This is a genomic window from Lentimicrobium sp. S6, assembly GCF_013166635.1.
Taxonomy (GTDB): domain Bacteria; phylum Bacteroidota; class Bacteroidia; order Bacteroidales; family UBA12170; genus UBA12170.
Genome location: NZ_JABKBZ010000060.1, coordinates 14785 through 34154 on the forward strand (window position 1 = coordinate 14785; position 19370 = coordinate 34154).

Below are 19370 nucleotides of genomic sequence, written 5' to 3' on the forward strand. Positions count from 1 at the left end.
AAACAATAGTGAAAAGGGAGATTTTATAAAAGAACTCAACAACGAAAGTATATAGATTGGAAAAAATTCCCTGATGATAACCTTTATTATAAATTAAGCTGGACTATTTTGGGGCAAAATAATTGAAAGCGTAATAAAAATCGCTTACCAGTCGGATAATTAGGAGTTCCCTAGTGGTTCATATTATTTACTATATTTACCCTATCAAATCAATGTAAACAATGTATCCATTTATTTTTTAAAGCTATCATGGATGAAAATTAATCAAAAGATAATTCTTATTTCTTTTATTGGGGGTATTAGTGTTTTTTTGTTCTGGAAGACTTATAATATTACTTATCATCCTATAATTATTGATATTGAGTTCCAAGCTAATGCTTTAATTGATGATCATTTTCAATTGTTTTACTCAGAAGGCCGATATTTCGACGAAACTTTATCAGTTAAAGAAGCATATAGCCCAAATGGTGGTTTTGTTCACCTTACTACAATGCTTCCATCGGGCAATGTTACAAGGCTCAGGATAGACCCTGGCAATAAAATTGATACTATTCAGATACATGCCATTAATATTAAAAGTAATAATCAAATATTAAGTTTTAAAGGAACTCAAATATTGTCGCATTTTGATTTGATCAATTTACGCGTATTGAATTCTTCTGATTCATCTATTCAACTCGTTCAAAATCAATCACGAGATATTCAATTGATTTATAAACAAAAGTTGAATGAAAATTTCGATTTGTATGCTACGCAAAATACCAGTCACTTACAAATATTTATCCTGTTTGTTACAGGTTTTCTATTCCTGATGATTATTTTATTTAGCAAGCAAATACTCGTTTTACTCACTAAACTAAGACAATGGTATCAAAATAAATATCATGGATTATTACATATCTGTCTCTCAAACTATAGTATTACCCTTCTCGCAATTTTAGGAATAAAATTAATTTTGGTTTCTGCACAACAGATGACATGCTATTCGGCTTTTGGTCATGATGATGGATTATTTGTCAAGCTGGCCTATTCACTTAGTGCCGGGAATTGGTTGGGTGCTTATAATAATCTGACTTTGGCAAAAGGAATGGTTTATCCAGCATTCATAGCGTTAAATAGTTTTTTTGGAATCTCCCTGTTTTTATCGCAACACTTATTATTTGGTTTGTCTTGCTATTTAATGCTTAGAGCATTTTATCCCATTATTAAGGGTAATTACTGGAGAATCCTATTTTTTAGTGTATTGTTGTTTAATCCTGTTTCTTCAGATTGGTTTACCACACGAGTTCTAAGAGATTACTTTTTTCTATCTATATCCATTATAGTTGTGGCATCTTTCATTGCTGTTTATTTAAGACGTCAACAAAACCCTAGGTCTTATTTAGGCTGGGTTTTAGTGGCTGGTATTTCATTGTTTTTGCAGCAAAACACCAGAGAAGAAGGATTTATGTTTTTACCCTTTTTAGCATGGATGAGTTTGTTGAGCCTTTTGGTGTTTTTGAAAAAGCAAAAGGTAGTCTATGGTTCAGAATATAAGACCAGTAAAAAGGTGTTTGTGAAAGGAGTATTTATCATCGTATTACCGTATTTAATTCTGATCGGCGGAAACCTGACTATAGCTACTATAAACTACTTCTCTTATGGTGCTTTTATTAGAAATGAAATAAAAACCGAGGCTTTTACCAAAGCATATGCAGCCCTAACTCAAGTTGAATCAGATAAATGGCTTATAGATGTCCCCTATACAACGGAATCACGAATGAAAGCATATCGTGTAAGTTCAGCTTTTGCTGAATTAGAACCCTTCATGGAAAGTGAGGAGAATGGCTTCTTAAAGGGGTATCCATCTGGTGGAAAAGAAATTGTTGGAGCTTTCTCCATATGGTCCATCAGATATGCAGCAGAAGAAGCAGGATACCATGACAATTTGCCTCAATCACAACAGTTTTATTATCGCATGGCGGGGGAATTAAACACCGCATTTGAGAATGGTGATCTTCAAAAAAACACGAATTTTTCTATGTTTAGTTTTACTTGGGATTCTCGTTATGCTCAACCTACAATGAACAAAATCATAGATATTATAAAACATATTGCGTTTTTTGAAAACTATCATCCCAAGCCACTTGCAAATTTTGGTAATTTAGAATCGATTTCTTTATTTCAAAACATGACGAATACTCCCGCTGCTCATTTAACTGGAAACATCAACAATTATACGCCCGCATCCATAGTTAAAATCTTTCTGTTAAAAGCAATTCAGTGGATTTATGCTGTCTTTCATCCGCTACTTTGGTTATTATCTATATTATCTTTTTTAGCCCTTAGTGTTAGAATTATAAAGAATGGTTTTAAAGATAAACTAGTAGGATTATGGTGGATTGGAAGCCTATTATTTGCTATTGCAGCAACAAGAGTATTCCTTATAGCTTTTATTTCTGTTTCACAATGGGATGCTGTAAATATGCAATATTTATCCATTTCGTATCCCTTCCTTTTGACTTTCGAAATTTTATATTTGTATACTTTAGTAAACATGCTTAAAGTTACCTCCATCCTAAGAACTAAAAAAAAAGACGATGATTAATGTTGTACGTAAAATGATTACCATCAATGGTTTTTGGTGGACAGCCCATGTGGTTCCCTATGTTTTATTACGCAAAATCAATAAAAACCTAAGAATAAAATATTTAGATAAAAGAATCAAAGGCATTGAAATTAAGAACCAACTCCCAGGGATGAATAGCAAAGAAATAAATTCAATTATTTGGGAAAATTGGAATTGGAAGAAATATCACGGGGAAGAATGGACCTATACAGTAAATTGGAAGAATTCTATTATCAAAGATATTATGCAAAAACATTTCGATGAAAATAAAACGATTTTAGAAATTGGCCCCGGAGGAGGTAAATGGACCGAATCCTTGATAAAAATATCTAGAATACTCCATTTAACAGATATATCCAATAGATGCTTAGAAGTCTGTCAGCAAAGATTCAAATCAAATAATCATATTAATTATCATTTAACAGATGGTTGTTCTTTGTCTTTTTTAAAAGAGGGTTCCATTGATTATATATGGTCTTTTGATGTGTTTGTACACATTGCACCAGATGATGTGAATAATTACATAGATGAATTTAAAAGAGTATTGAAGCCAGGTGGAAAGGCAATTATTCATCATGCTGGAAATGGCGGTATTAGCGGCGGTTGGAGGAGCAACTTGACTCAGGAATTGTTTAAAAGTATGATGGCTCATCACCAATTAAAAATGATTAGTCAGTTCGATAGTTGGGGTGAGAATAATGAGTTTGATGTGAAACATTACCAGGATATCATAAGTATTTTTGAAAAAAAACAGTGATGATGCAAAATAAAGAAAATATTGAACTTAGTATTTTAATGCCATGTTTGAATGAAGCAGAAACATTGGCTATTTGTATCCGAAAAGCGATGGGTTTTCTTGCTAAGAATCGAATCGTAGGCGAAGTAGTTATAGCCGATAATGGTAGTACAGATCAGTCAGTCTCCATTGCCAAACAAGAAGGAGCAAGAGTGATTCATGTAAATCAAAAAGGATATGGAAATGCCCTCATTTCAGGCATACTTGATGCAAATGGGAAATATATCATTATGGGAGATGCAGATGACAGTTACGATTTTTCTTCTTTAGATGATTTTGTAAAATACTTACGAGAGGGTTATGATTTGGTGATGGGAAATAGGTTTAAGGGTGGGGTCAAAAAAGGAGCTATGCCTCCATTGCACAAATATTTAGGCAATCCTGTATTGAGTTTTGTTGGTCGATTGTTTTTCAGATCACCGATTAAGGATTTTCATTGTGGATTGAGAGGATTCAACAAGGAAAAGATTTTATCGCTTTCTTTAGTTTCTCAAGGCATGGAATTTGCTTCGGAAATGGTAGTAAAAGCCAGTATCATGAAGTTGAAAATTAAAGAAGTACCCATTATTCTTTATCCTGATGGAAGAACTAGGAAGCCACATCTTCGAACCTGGCGAGACGGTTGGCGTCATTTAGTATTTCTATTGATGTATAGCCCCAAGTGGCTGTTCTTCTTCCCATCCTTGATTTTATTTGGGTTGTCACTATCAGCCATATTTATTCTCCTCCCTGGGACTTTGTATTTAAAAGATTTAGGACTAGATATTCATACTTTAACTGTCGCCGGAACTAGCACTGTTCTTTCCTTTCAATTATTCCTCTTTGCCATATTTATAAGGGTTTTTTCCATAAATCAAGGTTTATATCCTGCAAAAAACAAGCACATCAGGTTTGCCAATTATTTTAGTCTGGAAAAGGGAATCATATTTGGTATTATCTTCTTTTTATTAGGATTAGGAATGTTGATGCATCTGTTTTATGGTTGGATGATGTCAGACTTTGGTCATATTACTGATGTGAGTAGTAGTTTCAGAATTCTTATTCCTTCTCTAACTTTTATTTCTTTAGGGATTCAAAGCATATTTGCAAGCTTTTTCTTGAGGATTCTGGATATTAAACCCATAGAGAAAGTATTTGTTGAATGAGTAACTATTGAAGGTATAATGCCAATTGATAGATATTTTTGAGAAGCAAAATTTACTCATATACAGGGCGTACTCTAATTACCTATGATTTATTCAGCTTTTAGAGAATGAGGCTTCAATTTGTTTTTGATGCTTTGAAGTTCTATATCCTTTATAATTTTCAAGACATCATGAAGTATATCAGTCCATTGGTTTCTATTGTCTATTATGATTCTACAAAGCTTAGGTTGGTATTATTAGAACATTCATTACTAAAAGGCATATAAATTCTCATTCTAAAGCAAGTTTTAAACAAACTTAAGCAATTCGTGATTTATCTAAAGTCTATCAAATTACATTCTAGTACTTACTCTGTTTTTTTATTTGTATTATAAATTTGAAACTTAAAATTAGGCAAATCTAATTGCATAAGTACAACATGTTTTTAATCAATCCCGTCCTAAATAAATTGTAAAAGAATTTTAGGGCTATATTCTGTCTATAAAACAGAGCTAAAAAGCTGATAAATTGAAAAGTACCCCCTGTACATTTTCATTTGGAGGTTTTTCTTTCTTTAAAAATGGTTTGTCAAGCCATTTCTGGAATTCTATTTTAGCAAAAAGATTGATTCTAAGGAAAGCTACTAAATTTGAAAGATACCAATTGTATTTAGCCATAGCTTTAAGGTATTTAAGGATTAGTATAGTAATCAAAGCGGTCCAGATTTGTATCATAGCGGCATTTTGACTGGTACCTATAAATGATTTAACATGTAATAATTGTTTAATATCTCTAAAGAATATTTCTATATCCCAACGACTTTTATATAGTTCGCTTAATAGGAGGCTAAACCACAAGTCATGTTGTTTGTAATAAGCTCTATTACTTGTTGGTTTTTCTCATCCCAAATGGCTACTGTTCTTAATCTTTTTGGATATTTCTTATGGGATGCCTTTGTTGTTAGTACCATTATTTCATCCTTAAGTAAATGAGGATGTCTGTTTTCTGGTAATTCATTTTCTTTAATGCTCTTGTATTTAATATTGTGTTTGTGCCTTATTACGTAAAACACCCCTGTGCTGTCCCAAACATTCAAGAGCGAAAAGTCATTATAGAATCGATCTGCAACGATAACACTTCCCTTCACCAATGGAATATCGTAAGCTCCTTTATTATCGGCGGTTTTGCCATCTGTAATATTTACATAAGCTGGCAGGTTTCCATCAAAATCAAGTAGTGTGTGCATTTTGATAGCTCCTTTTTTTGCTTTGTATTTTGCCCAATCAAATAGCGATAAACATAAACTGATTGTGCTTGCATCCAAGAGGAATATTTTAGACTTTATTCTAAACTTTACTTGTTTAAATTTAGCCTGCTGTCCTAAATGTTTTGATAAAGCTTAGTAATAGTCTCTGAATAATTCCCAACTCCTATGTTTATTCTGATAAGCTAGATTTGATTTAGTTGGAGGGTGAACATTGCCTAGATGATTTAGATTGCCTGTTGCTGAGCGTAACCCATTACTAATATCTCTTAAAGATTGACTTTTGGCAAAATGACAGAAAAGCATGGACACAAAATGGGACCAACTGTTAAAGCCTTTTTGATGTTTGTCTGTTTCATGCTCTTTTACGAATTTATTGAAAATTGAACGTTCCAATTTTTGAATAATCTGCCCAAATAAAGTTATATTTGTCATGAGAGAATATGTTATTTGTTGTGCAACTCAAAGATAATCGAGATACTTATAACTTATTCTCTTTTTTTTATTCGTTTAGGACGGGATTGGTTTTGAATATGAAATTTCAGGTATAAAAAAACCACTCTCAAAATTGAGAGTGGTTTTTCAAAATCATCTGAGAATTTTTATTTCACAAGATTCATAAAATCTTCGTTAGCGAAATACTTTATAAATTCTTTATCAGTAGCAGCTTTAGCTTTCAATTTAGGATTGATTTCAAAAGCTTTAGTTAAATGATTAATAACTAAGTCCGCTTTATCAGTTCTTGCACCAATAACAGCTTGTAAGTAATTAGTTTTGCAATTTTCATTAGCACAGCTTAAGTTGTTATTAGCTTCGTCATACTTTTCTAATAGCATTTGAGCAAGAGCAACATTAAAATCACATTTCTTATTTCCAAAAAGTTTTAATGCTTCAGCATATTCCCCATTTTGAATAGCAACAACTCCTAAGTTGTAATTTTCATTAGCTCCTAATTTCTTAGCGTTAGTGAAATACTCATTAGCTTTTTCCCAATTTCCTTGCTTAGCATAAACAACACCATAATTATTTAATACTGCACCATTATTTGGAGAAGCTGTATTAGCTTTGTCTAAGAAAGAAATAGCAGAACCAAAGTCTCTATTGGAGATAGCGATTACAGCAGCATTGTTTTGAGCAACCCAACTACCAGTATGCAATTCAGCAGCGGTATTATAAATAGCTTCTTTTGCTTTATCGTCTTCAGTTAATGTAGCAGCATATAATAATTCTTCAGCTGTTAACTCAGAAGGATTAGTAGTAGCCAATTGTGCAATTTCTTCTGCGCTTCTTTTTGGCTCAAAGCAATTAGCTGTAACTTCAGCTCTTCTTAAGGTAGAAAGGATATCAGATTCTAATTCAGGATAAATTAAAATCATATTTCTGATTTCTTCTTCTTTCTTTTCAGGAGCAGCACTTCTAATTACATTTAGCATAGTGTTTTTATCTTCTATGTTAGAAGCTTGAAGTTTAGCCATGAAACCATTCCAGTCAGGACCATTACCAACAGCGTTAAATTTAACGTCAGCACAATTTTCCATATTTAATTTAGAATCTTTAGCTTTAATCAGCTTCTTCATATCAGTATGCATGTACTTGTTCGCAGTTTCAGCTCTATTTTCAGAAAGGTTAGCATTGAATGTTTCTTCACCTTCAGGAGAAGCATAAGCGTTAATTGAGATGTCTTTGATATCCCAACCTTGTGCTAAGAAATCAACTACAGCTTGACGGCTTGCAGCAGAAGCTTCATCTTTATTAGCACCAAAATTTTTGCTGTAATTATATCTGTTTTGTGGGAAGTAAAGAACAGCAGCTTTGCTTACTACAGTTTCTAATTCATAACCATGCTCACCATAAACAGTTTCTTCGTTTCCACCTGCAAATGATTGAGAATTACGGATACCATCAGCTAATTTAGTCTCGCACATTTCAAGATTTGTATACGAAGTTTTAATGTCAATATCACTCATTTTAGCATCAACAGGAGCGCTTGGATCGAAACCTAAAGGAAGAACGAATAATTCAGAACTTGCCATTTCAGGAGTATAATCGAAACTACCTTTGTAAGTATAAGTTCCACCAGTAGCGAAAGGAACAACATCACCATCACCTTGAACTTTTTCGCCTTTAAAGAATTTAGGAGCTAAAACTTTAGTTTCAGTACCATACTTCACATATGGAGCAAATTTAAGAGCAGATTTCTTAGCGAAATATTTCTCTGGGAAAGTAACTTTAACAGTGAATTCAACTTTGTCACCAACAACTTCTAAAACATCAGGAGTTACTTCATAAATAACTTCTTCACAATTTTTCTTCATACTCTTTAATCCAGAACTAGGCTTGAACTTATAAGTAACACCTAAAGAGGTGTATCCATAAAAGTCATTTTTAACCGCCATTGCTCCGCCTTCTCTCATGTCAATATCGTCTGTTGTAGTAAACCTCAAAGAACTTTCTAAGTTGATATCAACCTTAGGAGCAACTGAAAAATATAAACCAAGACCAGTAGGTATGGTAATACTTGTTTCAGCACCAGCTAAACCACTGCCTTGTTCATCACTATAGCTACCGCTTCTGTATTCAGTTCCATCATCTTTTAATGAAATCCCACCAGTATTGATATCAGATCTCATAGAAGAATAATTTAACCAACCAATACCAGCAAAACCATATACGCCGAATCCAGCTTCTTTATTTTTTCTGAAAATATTTGTGAAATCAACAGTTAACTGACCTGATATATCCCACATACTACTCTCAAATTTATCCATTAAGTCATAAGATGGTTTGTCTCTTGATGGATCACCAGTAGACTGATATTTACCATTTACGAAACTTGCTCTAGCTCCAAATACTGGTGAAAATTGGTATCCAATTTTTGCACCATAACCTAATTTCTCGTCGCCGTCAAGTGTCTGTTTCGGATGCATATCACCATAAAAGTTGGTGAATCCTACATTTCCATTAATGTACCAGTAATTATCGAAACTGGATTTTTGCTTTGTTTTTTCGCCGTCTTCTTGAGCGAAACTAGCCGATGAAGCTAGAAATAACACAACAAGTGGTAAAATCAATTTGTAAAATGTTCTCATAATTTTGAATTTTTATTGATATCTTTTGAATGCTAATTTATTGCAAAATTAAATCTTTTTGGAAATCTTCCAAAAGACTTATTAATACTAAAAAGTTAATATTTTGTTTTTATTAATTCACTAACTATCATGCGAATATAATGATATTTTTTACTCAATTCACAATATTTAGTTGCAAAATTTACGAAAAACCTATTGTCCTGAGTGAAAAAAATGTCAGATTTACCACTTCTGAAATATAAAGAACTCATTTTAAGTATTCATTGAGTTGAAAGCATGCCAAATAACTATACCTGCAGATATTGATATATTTAGACTATGTTTAGTTCCGTATTGGGGTATTTCTAGGCAAAAGTCTGATTTGTCAATCACTTCTTGGGCTACTCCTTTCACTTCGTTACCAAAAACAAATGCTATTTTTTGATTCTTATGAGCTGAATAATGGTCCAATTTGGTACTGTTTTTAGCTTGTTCCACAGATATTATTTGATATGATTCTTCTTTTAATGATTGAATAGATTCTAAAGTATCTTTAAAGTACTTCCATTTGACCGATTCGGTAGCTCCTAATGCCGTTTTATGAATTTCTTTATTAGGAGGGCAGGAGGTGATGCCACAAAGGTGAATTTCTTCAACTAAAAAGGCATCAGAAGTTCTAAAAACAGAACCAATATTACTCATGCTTCTAATATTATCTAAAACAATAACCATGGGTATTTTTTTCTTTTCGTGGTATTGATCTAAATCCAATCTGTTTAACTCTTTTAAACTTAGTTTTTTATATTTAGGACTCATGATTTGATATTAGGTTTTGTTTGTTTTTAAGCTGCTGCAAAATTAAACTTTTAAATATTTTTTATATTATTGTTTGTAAAAAATAAAAAATAGCTATCTTTGCACCCGCTTAACCGCAAGGATCAACATTGGACCTGTAGCATAATTGGATAGTGCACCTGACTACGGATCAGGAGGTTAGGGGTTCGAGTCCCTTCAGGTTCACCAATAATAAATTATAAGCAGCTAAAAAACAACTTTTTAGCTGCTTTTTTATTGTTATGGGGTCCAAATATGAGTACAAAATTTATAATGTTTCATTAATTATTTAATTTTTAATCACTTTGTTAGAATTTTACATAGGTAATTCAATCCTATGATACCTTATATAGTACAGATTAATAATCATTTTCATTTCTTCTGGCAAAATCTCTATTGCATTTTGAATATAATTTTCTGGTATATTTTTATAATAAGCTTCTGCATCACCACCTAATACGACAGCCATTCTTATAGCCGATACAAAATTATGAATTTCGAATATAGGCAACTAAATTAATAAAAACATGGTAGGCTTGAAGCATGTTATTTACTCAAATCTAAGAGTTTCTAATAAAAACTGATTACACAATACATTTATTCGACGAAACATATCAAATGATCAATGAGACTAATTGTCTGATCAATTAGCAAGAAATATTCTTATGGAAAGTAAAATCGCATGGATAAAATTGTAAATTTAACAACTATTTATGAGTAATTATTCAATTTAATCTATAATGAATATCAAGAACAGTCTTCCAATTAACCACAATAATGTTGATAATATAATAATATCAAATCCTTATAGAGTATTAGGGTTGCCTGCAAATTCAACTGAAAAAGAATTACAGAAGCAAATTGGCATAATTAAACGATATGCAGAGATAGGCAAATCAAAGACCTCTGATTATGACTTTGAATTTATCGGGAATTTAACACGAAATACAGATGAAGTTCAACAAGCATCTAACAGTATTGAACAAGCGCCTAAAAAAATACTATATTCTTTATTTTGGTTTGTAAAGAATAATCAGTTTGATGAAATAGCATTTAGTAATTTGAAAGAAAATCAAACTGAAAAAGCTGTAGATATTTGGAATAAAACATTAAAAGATGAAATTACTAATAAAAACTATTCATCTTATTTAAATCTTTCAACATTGTATATTGCATTATCTACTGTTGAAAATCAATTAGATTTACAATTATTGCAGGCCGGCGTGCTGTTAAAAGGGAATTTAATTCACTCTGATTATTTGCACGATTTCTCAAAACTTGTTACAGGTAACGGAGTTCAACTTGACTCAATAGAAATGAGTAAGAAGTTTATTGACGAAGTAATTGAACTTTTAAAACCTTTCTTGAATAAAATAAACGGAATATCAACTAACGATTTAATTTCTTTGTTTAATACATTCCCATTAACCGTAAAAAAATACATTTCTACAAAGTTCACTGAAACTCCAATATTAAGTGTTGAAAACAAAATTGAAAAAACTAAAAATAATAGAAAAAACTTACCCAGCTATGCTGATAATTATGGACAAGATTTATATAAATCAACGAAAGTTGAACTAGTTTTAATAAAACAATTATTAGGTCCATCAAGTTTACAATACCAAATGCTCTCAGATAAAGTTGCAAATGAAATACTTCAGTGTTCAGTGGATTATTTTAATGAGAGCCAAGAGGCAGATGAAGCTGATATTCATTTTGAAACAGATCTAAGTATTGCGATGACTTTAACAAGAATTGCTAAAAAAATTGCAATAAGTGATCAGGTTAAAGATAAAGCTGTAGAAGACCTGAACACCCTTATTGAGATGAAAGATAGAGCTATTCATCAAGCAATAGCTTTACTTCAATCAGTTAAAGATGCGTATTCAATAAATGAGTCAAAAATTAGAAGACAAGTTAAAATTGAAGAAGCCAATTTATCATATGGACAATCAATAAATTGGAGTGCTGTGGAAGAACATATTAAGAACTCAATAAATTGGGATGAAGTGAATAATCTTCTAAAGACGAATTTGTCCAACAATAATTTGAAGAAGATTAAAGAAAGTGACAATAATAAATTGAAAGATCAATTTTTAGATTTGTCAAATTGGTTAATAAGAAACTCATCAAGAAATTCTACAATATTGAATATTATTAATAAATACAAAAAAATACCTCCAAAGTTACCATTCAAAATTCTATCTTCAAATGTAACCAATACTGACAATAAACCATTCTATACAAAATTCATACGCTTTATTGGGTTAAACCTCAATATTGAAGTTGTTAAGGATGCATCGGTAACTTTTTATCTAAAGTATATAAAACCAGATGGTCAGACCAAATGTAATTCGGAAACTTCGCCAAGAGGTTATTCACTTTCAGAAAAAATAGATTTAGAATTAAATACAAGTTCTATTAGCTTTTCGGGTTGGGGTAATTTAAATAAATGTATTTACGATATCGGTGAACACCAAATTGAAGTCTATATAGATAACCATTTGATACACAGGGTAGGTTTTATGGTTGAACTATCGCCATCAGAGAAGTTGGAACTTGACATAGAAAAATTACAACGCAAATTATCGAAAACCCAAAATATTCAATATTTTAAGTCCCAATTACATAGTCTTGGCAATGAGATTTCTATTTTGCGTGAAGATATATTGGATATAAAGAATGAACAATACTTCAGCTCTGAATTGCGAAAACTAAATAATCAATTGGCAAGTATTAAAGAATGGAAATTATTTAGAGGAAGAGAAACAAGAGTAAGACAAATATCAGAACACCAGCGACAAATTGAAGCGATTATTGAAAAAGGAAAATTAAAAAAGAAGCAAAACATTTTAAATATTGAAGAAGAGATTGTTCTAAAAAGAAGTGAAGTAAAAAAAGTGGAAGAAAAAGCGGAAGTTGAAAAGAACCGTGAGGTTTCAAGGATAGAAGAAGAATTATTGAAAAAAAGAAAAGAATTAAATGAGTTAATAAATCAATAAGGTAAAGCAATGAAAATAAAACTAATTATACTATTACTGGTATTTTCTGTAAGCAATATTTTTGCTCAAACAGATAGCGTAAATTTAAGACAAAGAATATCTGACTTGGAAGTAGAGTTGGTGAAACAGCAAAAAAAATTAGATAATTTCTATAAAGAACTTGATAAAGAGTATCGTACATACAAATTTCTTCAACAAGAATTTAAAAATAGCAATAGTTTACAGAAACTAACTATCGATAGTCTTAAACAGGTTGTCAATACTAATTCGAAGAATGTACAAACAACAGCAGAAGAGTTGGGAGTTAAGATAGATGATACTCACAAGGTTACTAGTCAAAGTATTATGTCAATGAATAGAGCTGTTAATAATAATACTTTATACTGGATTATTGCATTTTTGGTCATTGCTCTATTTGTTTTACTTGTTTTTGTATTTCTAAGAAAACAAATATTTAAGCAAAAAACAGACTTAGACTCTAATTTACATGAAACAAGAAAGGTGTTTGAAAAAGAAAATGAAAAGTTGGATGCTAATATACAGGAAACAAGAAAAGTGCTTGATGAAGAAAGTGTAAAGCTTGACAACAAATTGATTGAAGTACTTGAAACACAACTAAAAATTATTGATAGGAGTAATTCAGTCACAGAAAACGAAGCCGACCATACTTTTGCTTTAAAAATAGCTGACGAAATTGTTCGAATTGAAAAGAATATCACTAAGATAGACCGTAATACAAAAGGTATTAAACCACTTTCAAAAGGTATTGAAAGGATAAAAGATAATTTTAAGGCAAATGGTTATGAAATGGTTCAACTTTTAGATAGCGAATATGATGATGGAATGAATATCGATGTAATTAATTTCGTTGATGATGATAGTCTAACACAAGGTAAAAAAATCATTACACGTATAATTAAACCACAAGTAAATTATCAAGACAAATTAATTCAAAGAGCACAAGTAGATGTTTCACAAAACTAGAATATAATAGAAAATAATAATAATATGACAAGGTCAAAAATAGATTACGGAATTGATTTAGGCACTACGAACTCTGCAATTTCAAGAATGGAAAACGGAGAACCTATTATTCAAAAAACAGATGTTCAAAAAGATACTGCACCTTCTTGTATTGCATTCAACAAGAAAAAGTCAGTTTTAATGGGAGATGGTGCATTTCGTTCGTATCGCAGTGAAAGTCAAAGGTCTTTAATTAAAGGCTCCGATGTAAACTCATTTATAGAATTTAAACGCACAATGGGAACGGATAAAAAATACTTTAGTTCTCATATGGAAAAGGAATACAATTCAGAAGAACTTTCTGCTGAAATACTTAAAGGATTAAAATCATATATTACAGATGAAAATGTTAAATCAGTAGTTGTAACTGTTCCTGCAAAATTTACCGTAAATCAAAAAGATGCAACATTAAGAGCAGCAAAGATAGCAGGGATTGAACATTGTGAGTTATTGCAAGAGCCAATTGCGGCATCAATGGCTTATGGTTTAGTTTCTAAAAACAAAGATGGTAATTGGTTAGTTTTTGACTTTGGCGGAGGAACCTTTGATGCAGCACTTTTAAAGGTTGAAGATGGAATTATGAAGGTGGTTGATACTGAGGGAGATAATTATCTTGGTGGTAAAAATCTTGATTATACAATCGTAGAAGAAATAATGATACCACATATTGAAAAAAAATATTCTATCCAAAACATTCTTAATGATGAAACTAACGGTCAAAAATTTAAAGACGCATTAAAATTCTGGGCAGAGGACATTAAAAATCAATTATCTTTTAAGGATGAGTATAATTTATATGTAGACCCTGGAGATGCTGGAGATGATGATGATGGAGAAGAAATTGAAATTGACATTACTGTTAATCAAGAAATAATTAGAAATACGCTTGGTCCTGTTTTTCAAAAAGCAATAAATATATCGAAAGAATTAATTGAAAGGAATAATTTAGATAGCAATTTACTAGATGAATTAATTCTTGTTGGAGGTCCAACATATTCTCCAATTTTACGAGAAATGCTTGAAGAACAAATCATTAAACCAGATACAAGTGTTGACCCAATGACTGTTGTTTCAAAAGGAGCTGCTTTATTTGCATCAACGGTTAATGTTTCTGATGATATTAAAGAGCAACAAAGAGATAAAACAAAAATTCAATTAGAATTAGGTTACGAAGCTACAACTGTTGAAGAGGAAGAGTTAATTTCTATTATTGTATCTACGGATAAAACAGAAGGAGAAATCCCAGATAAAGTATTTGTTGATATTGTTAGAAATGATAATGCGTGGTCTAGTGGTAAAACCGAACTTGATAGTAAGAATGATAAAGGTGAAAAAGCAGGGGCAGTTGACATAAAATTTAATGTCGGAAAAGCAAATGCGTTTAATATACTTACATATAATGAACAAGGTGATCTATTACCAAGTGAACCATCAAGTTTTACAATTATTCAAGGCTCTAAAATAGGTAGTGCTACATTACCTTATCATTATGGTATTGAAATTTTAGATACCGTAAAAAACAAAATGATATTTTATCCTGTAAAAGGATTAGAAAAAAATCAATCCACTCCTTGTACAGGAACTGTTAATGACTTAAAAGTATTAAAACAAATTAGGCCGGGAAATATTGACGATATTATCAAAATCCCAATTTATCAAGGAGAATACAGTGCAGAGGGTACGCGAGCAATGTTAAATGAACATGTTTTTGATGTTGTAATTACGGGTGATGATATTCCTACTTTGTTACCAGAAGGTTCTAGTGTTGATATTACTATGAAAGTTGATAGATCTGAGTTAATCCAGTTTTCTGCATATTTTCCTTCATTGGAGTTTACTTATGAAGTTGAAGTCAAATCACTTATTCAAAGTATTGATACATCATGGCTGGAGTCTGAAATTAGTAAGGCAGAACAAACACTTAGACTAATAAAAGAAGAGGGAAATTATAGTAATAATAGCGAATTAAATAATCTTGAAAATGAGATATCTGAAACTAAACGCATATTTGAACAAGACAGAAATGGTGTTGATAGGAAAAAACAAACGCTAAATAATTTACGAAAATCCTTAAAGAAACTTGATAAGATAGAAGAGAAAAATGAATGGCCTAAAACTGAGAAAGAGTTAAAGGATGTGTTTTATCGCTTGGAAGAAACCAATAATCAGTTTGGAAATGACAAAACCAATATACTTGTTGAACAATTCAAAGAACAAATCCCAGAAGTAATTAAAGATGAGAATGTTAAAATCGCAACTGAATTAATTGATAATATGCGACAACTTGATTTTATGTTGGTTGACCAAGGTTTAGGCGCTCAGATGGAAATTATGTATTTGAAAAACTTCAATAATGAATTTGATATTTTGGATTGGAAAGATCGTAATCGTGCAAGAATGACCATTGATAGAGGGTTGCAAATAGCAGCTGATAATCCAACCAAAGAAGCATTAAGACCTATTATAATTGAACTGTATAAGCTATTGCCGATAGCGGACCAGCCTAAACCCCCAGGTGGTACTGGAGGAATTGGTAAATAAAGTGGTAACTATGAATAACATTTTAGATAAAAAGGAAGTAGTAAACTCTACCTATGAAGTTAAATTCTTCATAGGTAGAGATAATTTTCATGAAAAATACAGAGTTAAAGGAGAAGATGGTAGAACTTATTTGCTGAAGTTATACAATAGTTCTAAATTGACTAAAAACGATATTTCAAATGGCAATTTATTGGAAGTAGAAATATTGGCTTCTTTGAATTTGGAAAACACTGTAAGGCTTGTCAATAATGGTGAATTTATAAAAGAAAACAATAAATATCATTATATCATTTTAGATTTTATTAGTGGAGAAACTATTCAAGACAAGTTAGGTCGTGATGGTGTCTTTTCCCAATATTCTGCTATTCCAATTATTATTTATTTACTTGAAACACTCCAGGAAATCCATAAAAAATCAAACCCCATCATCCATAATAATATTAACTCTAGGAGTATTCAATTAGACTATTCAAATGCTGAAAAACCTATATTAACAGAGTTCAGTTCCGCTCGGTATATTACAAGTAAGAGCAATTCACTTGATTTAGATCGTTTATCTCCATTTTATATGGCTCCTGAATTGTATAATGGGGTTTTTACACCCCAAAGCGATATTTTTTCAGTTGGGGCATTATTGTATAATATGATTATAGGTATTCCCCCGTGGTATATAGAAATCCCTAGTTTTCAGCATACACAGGAGAAATTTATCGATGCCATAAACGATGCAAGAAAACAAGAATTAAACTTCGGATTAAAGGAGTTTGATGAGTTCAAAGATGACCATTTCAAAAAGGTCATTAAAAAAGCACTAGCTGTTAGTATTGATAATAGATTTAAGAATGTAGATGAATTTATTAGCGCATTAAAGGGAGAAACTGTATTAAGTAATGACGATAATAAAGATTCAAGTCTAACGAAAAAAGCAAAAACGAAAAAAGGAACTGGATTTTCAGCTATTGCAGGTATGCAAGACCTCAAAGACATTTTGTATAACGATGTTATTCGTGCATTAAACGAAAAAGAATTGTATGAAAGATATGGTATCACCATACCAAATGGAATGCTTCTATATGGCCCACCCGGATGTGGAAAAACATTTATCTCTGAGAGATTTGCAGAAGAAGTAGGATTCAATTTTTTACAGTTAAAGCCATCAGATATTAAAAGCCAATTTATTAATGCAACAGAAGAAAAGATTGGCGCGATTTTTAAAGAAGCTATAGAAAAGGCCCCAACAATTATTTTTATTGATGAGATTGATGCTGTTGTTCCAAATAGAGAGGGTAACTTACATCAAATGCAGGCAGGACCAGTTAATGAGTTCTTAGCACAAATGTCTAATTGTTCTGAAAAAGGAATATTTGTGATTGCGGCATCAAATAGGCCTGAAAAAATAGATCCTGCTATTATAAGGACTGGCCGCATTGATAGGATTGTTTATCTTCCTCCCCCCGATTTTAATGCACGAGCTACAATGTTTAAACTATACCTTAAAAAGAGGCCGATTGACTTAGGTTTAAACTATGAAAGGCTTGCTGAATTGACAAAAAATTATGTATCAAGTGATATCAAATTTCTCGTGGATGAAGCTTCACGAATGGCTTTAAACCAGAAATGTAGAATAACTCAAGAGATTTTTGAGGGTGTGATCTCAAATAACCGCCCTTCCGTAAGTCAAACAGAGTTGTTAAAATATGAAAAACTTCGTGAAAAATTAGAAGATATTAAAACAGATAAATCTGAAACAAACCAAAGAAAACCAATTGGTTTTAAAAGAAAGAATAATAAATAACCATATTATGGATAAAGATATTTTTAAAAGAATACTATTCAAGATTGCCTTCTGCACAATGGCCTGTGATGGTGATATAGATGACAGAGAGATAGAGGAAATTGAATTAATGGGGAAGAAAGCAAACTACTTTGTAGATATAGATTTAACTGATGAGTTAAAAACCTTAGTTGATGATTTTCATAAAAGGGGAGTAGGAATCATTGAAAAACTATTTGATGAATTATCAAAAGTTGAGTTTAACCCAATTCAGGAATTATTGATTTTAGAAGTGGCCATTAGAGTGATTTATGCTGATAAAAAAGTTGATGAGAATGAGATAAAATTCTTTAAATATTTGCGTTCAAAGCTTAGGGTTCCTAATGAAATAATTGCCGACAGATTTGGGGATATTAGTGATATTTACGATTTAAATATACAGAATAAAATTGTTCCTAAAACAAGCCACGAAATAGATGAAACATTTGAGTTACCAGATATTTCTGACTTAAAAGAAATTGATTTTAAGAAAAGTAAAAGTTGATTTGAATTTATCATCTCAAAAGTCATAAGTTTTTAGAAATTAGGAAGGAAATACACAACTAAATAAAAATAGATATGATGAAAAATCGAAACTTTGTTTTGGGTATAGTGTTAATAATCATAATGTTTGGTTTAACTTCATGCGCACCTTCTGGATTTGAAAGAAGCGAAGCTGGATTTTTCTCTGGATTATGGCATGGGTTTATAATTATCTTTTCACTTATTGGAAAGTTATTTGGGGCAGATATTGGTATTTATGCTGACAACAATACCGGTTTTACATATTGGCTAGGGTTTATAATTGGTATTGGTGGATTAGGTGGCGGTGGAGCTGCATCTAGGAGATAGTTAGTAAATTATAGTAAGGTTATTGTAATTATGAAGGTTTTACTTTTTATAGCTAGTGGTATGTTGTTTTTAGCAATAGCAGATTTACCTATAGGTTATTATACAATTGTTAGATTTGTTGCAACTATTACTGCGGTAGTCGTTTTTGTTTCTGAATTTCAGAATCGAATAACTTTATGGATGATAATATTTGGATTAATTGCTATTGTTTTTAATCCAATAATTCCGGTATATCTTCATAATAAAGATTTATGGATGATAATTGATTTTTTTGCTGGAATCATGTTTTTAATAAAAGCATTAACAATTAATAAGGATTGTTTTGGCCCCTTAAACAATCGGACAAAGTTATAGTTAGAAATCTATAAATTTGTACGATCATGACAGAAAAAAGAAAGTTTACAAAAGAAGAAAAGCTTCAATTAATAAAAGAAGCAGCCGAAAA

At 31.3% G+C, this 19370-nt stretch carries 14 protein-coding genes, 1 tRNA gene and 1 pseudogene; 12 read left to right on the plus strand and 4 right to left on the minus strand.

Annotated elements, in window-relative coordinates; all coding sequences use genetic code 11:
• Positions 1 to 253 precede the first annotated feature (253 nt).
• The 4 genes from HNS40_RS16775 (at position 254) to HNS40_RS16790 (ending at position 4815) form a co-directional block, all read left to right on the plus strand.
• Positions 254 to 2587: a hypothetical protein gene (locus HNS40_RS16775; RefSeq protein WP_172282969.1), complete on the plus strand. Its 2334-nt coding sequence runs from the start codon at positions 254 to 256 to the stop codon at positions 2585 to 2587.
• Positions 2580 to 3365 carry a class I SAM-dependent methyltransferase gene (locus HNS40_RS16780; protein ID WP_172282972.1) on the plus strand — a complete coding sequence of 262 codons (786 nt, stop codon included), beginning with the start codon at positions 2580 to 2582 and terminating at the stop codon, positions 3363 to 3365. The genes HNS40_RS16775 and HNS40_RS16780 overlap by 8 nt, the downstream gene beginning before the upstream one ends.
• Positions 3365 to 4549: a glycosyltransferase family 2 protein gene (locus HNS40_RS16785; RefSeq protein WP_172282974.1), complete on the plus strand. Its 1185-nt coding sequence runs from the start codon at positions 3365 to 3367 to the stop codon at positions 4547 to 4549. Before HNS40_RS16780 ends, HNS40_RS16785 begins: the two co-directional genes overlap by 1 nt.
• Positions 4550 to 4656: 107 nt before the next feature.
• Positions 4657 to 4815 carry a hypothetical protein gene (locus HNS40_RS16790; protein WP_172282976.1) on the plus strand — a complete coding sequence of 53 codons (159 nt, stop codon included), beginning with the start codon at positions 4657 to 4659 and terminating at the stop codon, positions 4813 to 4815.
• Between the two features lie 225 nt (positions 4816 to 5040).
• On the opposite strand, the pseudogene HNS40_RS16795 reads toward HNS40_RS16790, so the two are convergent.
• The 3 genes and pseudogenes from HNS40_RS16795 to HNS40_RS16805 all read right to left on the minus strand — a co-directional run bounded on the left by HNS40_RS16795 (position 5041) and on the right by HNS40_RS16805 (position 9676).
• A pseudogene (locus tag HNS40_RS16795) lies at positions 5041 to 6227 on the minus strand (IS4 family transposase).
• 167 nt (positions 6228 to 6394) lie between these two features.
• Positions 6395 to 8881, minus strand: coding sequence for an outer membrane beta-barrel protein (locus tag HNS40_RS16800; RefSeq protein ID WP_172282979.1), 2487 nt, complete (start codon positions 8879 to 8881; stop codon positions 6395 to 6397).
• A 252-nt stretch (positions 8882 to 9133) separates the two neighbouring features.
• Positions 9134 to 9676 (minus strand): RNA methyltransferase, encoded by a 543-nt coding sequence (locus HNS40_RS16805; protein ID WP_172282981.1) that lies wholly within the window; start codon positions 9674 to 9676, stop codon positions 9134 to 9136.
• 130 nt (positions 9677 to 9806) lie between these two features.
• Here HNS40_RS16805 and HNS40_RS16810 point away from each other — a divergent pair.
• Positions 9807 to 9883: transfer RNA gene (locus tag HNS40_RS16810), tRNA-Arg, on the plus strand.
• Positions 9884 to 10010: 127 nt separating this feature from the next.
• Here the strand turns inward: HNS40_RS16810 and HNS40_RS16815 are convergent.
• A complete protein-coding gene (locus tag HNS40_RS16815; RefSeq protein ID WP_172282983.1) occupies positions 10011 to 10163 on the minus strand; it encodes a hypothetical protein in 153 nt (50 codons plus the stop codon).
• A gap of 271 nt (positions 10164 to 10434) precedes the next feature.
• On the opposite strand from HNS40_RS16815, the gene HNS40_RS16820 reads away from it, so the two are divergent.
• The 7 genes from HNS40_RS16820 (at position 10435) to HNS40_RS16850 (ending at position 19279) form a co-directional block, all read left to right on the plus strand.
• Positions 10435 to 12696 carry a hypothetical protein gene (locus tag HNS40_RS16820; protein ID WP_172282985.1) on the plus strand — a complete coding sequence of 754 codons (2262 nt, stop codon included), beginning with the start codon at positions 10435 to 10437 and terminating at the stop codon, positions 12694 to 12696.
• Positions 12697 to 12705: 9 nt separating this feature from the next.
• On the plus strand, positions 12706 to 13680 hold the full coding sequence (locus HNS40_RS16825) for a hypothetical protein (protein WP_172282987.1): 975 nt from the start codon (positions 12706 to 12708) through the stop codon (positions 13678 to 13680).
• Positions 13681 to 13704: 24 nt separating this feature from the next.
• A complete protein-coding gene (locus HNS40_RS16830; RefSeq protein WP_172282990.1) occupies positions 13705 to 16260 on the plus strand; it encodes an Hsp70 family protein in 2556 nt (851 codons plus the stop codon).
• A 10-nt stretch (positions 16261 to 16270) separates the two neighbouring features.
• Entirely contained in the window at positions 16271 to 18055 is a 1785-nt protein-coding gene (locus tag HNS40_RS16835; protein WP_172282992.1) for an AAA family ATPase, read from the plus strand.
• A gap of 7 nt (positions 18056 to 18062) precedes the next feature.
• Positions 18063 to 18578 (plus strand): TerB family tellurite resistance protein, encoded by a 516-nt coding sequence (locus tag HNS40_RS16840; protein WP_172282994.1) that lies wholly within the window; start codon positions 18063 to 18065, stop codon positions 18576 to 18578.
• 77 nt (positions 18579 to 18655) lie between these two features.
• Positions 18656 to 18925: a hypothetical protein gene (locus tag HNS40_RS16845; RefSeq protein ID WP_172282996.1), complete on the plus strand. Its 270-nt coding sequence runs from the start codon at positions 18656 to 18658 to the stop codon at positions 18923 to 18925.
• Between the two features lie 30 nt (positions 18926 to 18955).
• Positions 18956 to 19279, plus strand: coding sequence for a DUF6804 family protein (locus tag HNS40_RS16850; RefSeq protein WP_172282998.1), 324 nt, complete (start codon positions 18956 to 18958; stop codon positions 19277 to 19279).
• Positions 19280 to 19370 lie beyond the last annotated feature (91 nt).

Excerpts from the sequence above, each read along its gene's own strand:
- HNS40_RS16845 (WP_172282996.1), top strand. The coding sequence starts at position 18,656 with ATGAAAAATCGAAACTTTGTTTTGGGTATAGTGTTAATAATCATAATG.
- HNS40_RS16825 (WP_172282987.1), top strand. The coding sequence starts at position 12,706 with ATGAAAATAAAACTAATTATACTATTACTGGTATTTTCTGTAAGCAAT.
- HNS40_RS16830 (WP_172282990.1), top strand. The coding sequence starts at position 13,705 with ATGACAAGGTCAAAAATAGATTACGGAATTGATTTAGGCACTACGAAC.
- HNS40_RS16840 (WP_172282994.1), top strand. The coding sequence starts at position 18,063 with ATGGATAAAGATATTTTTAAAAGAATACTATTCAAGATTGCCTTCTGC.
- HNS40_RS16790 (WP_172282976.1), top strand. The coding sequence starts at position 4,657 with ATGAGGCTTCAATTTGTTTTTGATGCTTTGAAGTTCTATATCCTTTAT.
- HNS40_RS16785 (WP_172282974.1), top strand. The coding sequence starts at position 3,365 with ATGATGCAAAATAAAGAAAATATTGAACTTAGTATTTTAATGCCATGT.
- HNS40_RS16850 (WP_172282998.1), top strand. The coding sequence starts at position 18,956 with ATGAAGGTTTTACTTTTTATAGCTAGTGGTATGTTGTTTTTAGCAATA.
- HNS40_RS16780 (WP_172282972.1), top strand. The coding sequence starts at position 2,580 with ATGATTAATGTTGTACGTAAAATGATTACCATCAATGGTTTTTGGTGG.
- HNS40_RS16800 (WP_172282979.1), bottom strand. The coding sequence starts at position 8,881 with ATGAGAACATTTTACAAATTGATTTTACCACTTGTTGTGTTATTTCTA.
- HNS40_RS16835 (WP_172282992.1), top strand. The coding sequence starts at position 16,271 with ATGAATAACATTTTAGATAAAAAGGAAGTAGTAAACTCTACCTATGAA.
- HNS40_RS16775 (WP_172282969.1), top strand. The coding sequence starts at position 254 with ATGAAAATTAATCAAAAGATAATTCTTATTTCTTTTATTGGGGGTATT.
- HNS40_RS16815 (WP_172282983.1), bottom strand. The coding sequence starts at position 10,163 with ATGGCTGTCGTATTAGGTGGTGATGCAGAAGCTTATTATAAAAATATA.
- HNS40_RS16820 (WP_172282985.1), top strand. The coding sequence starts at position 10,435 with ATGAATATCAAGAACAGTCTTCCAATTAACCACAATAATGTTGATAAT.
- HNS40_RS16805 (WP_172282981.1), bottom strand. The coding sequence starts at position 9,676 with ATGAGTCCTAAATATAAAAAACTAAGTTTAAAAGAGTTAAACAGATTG.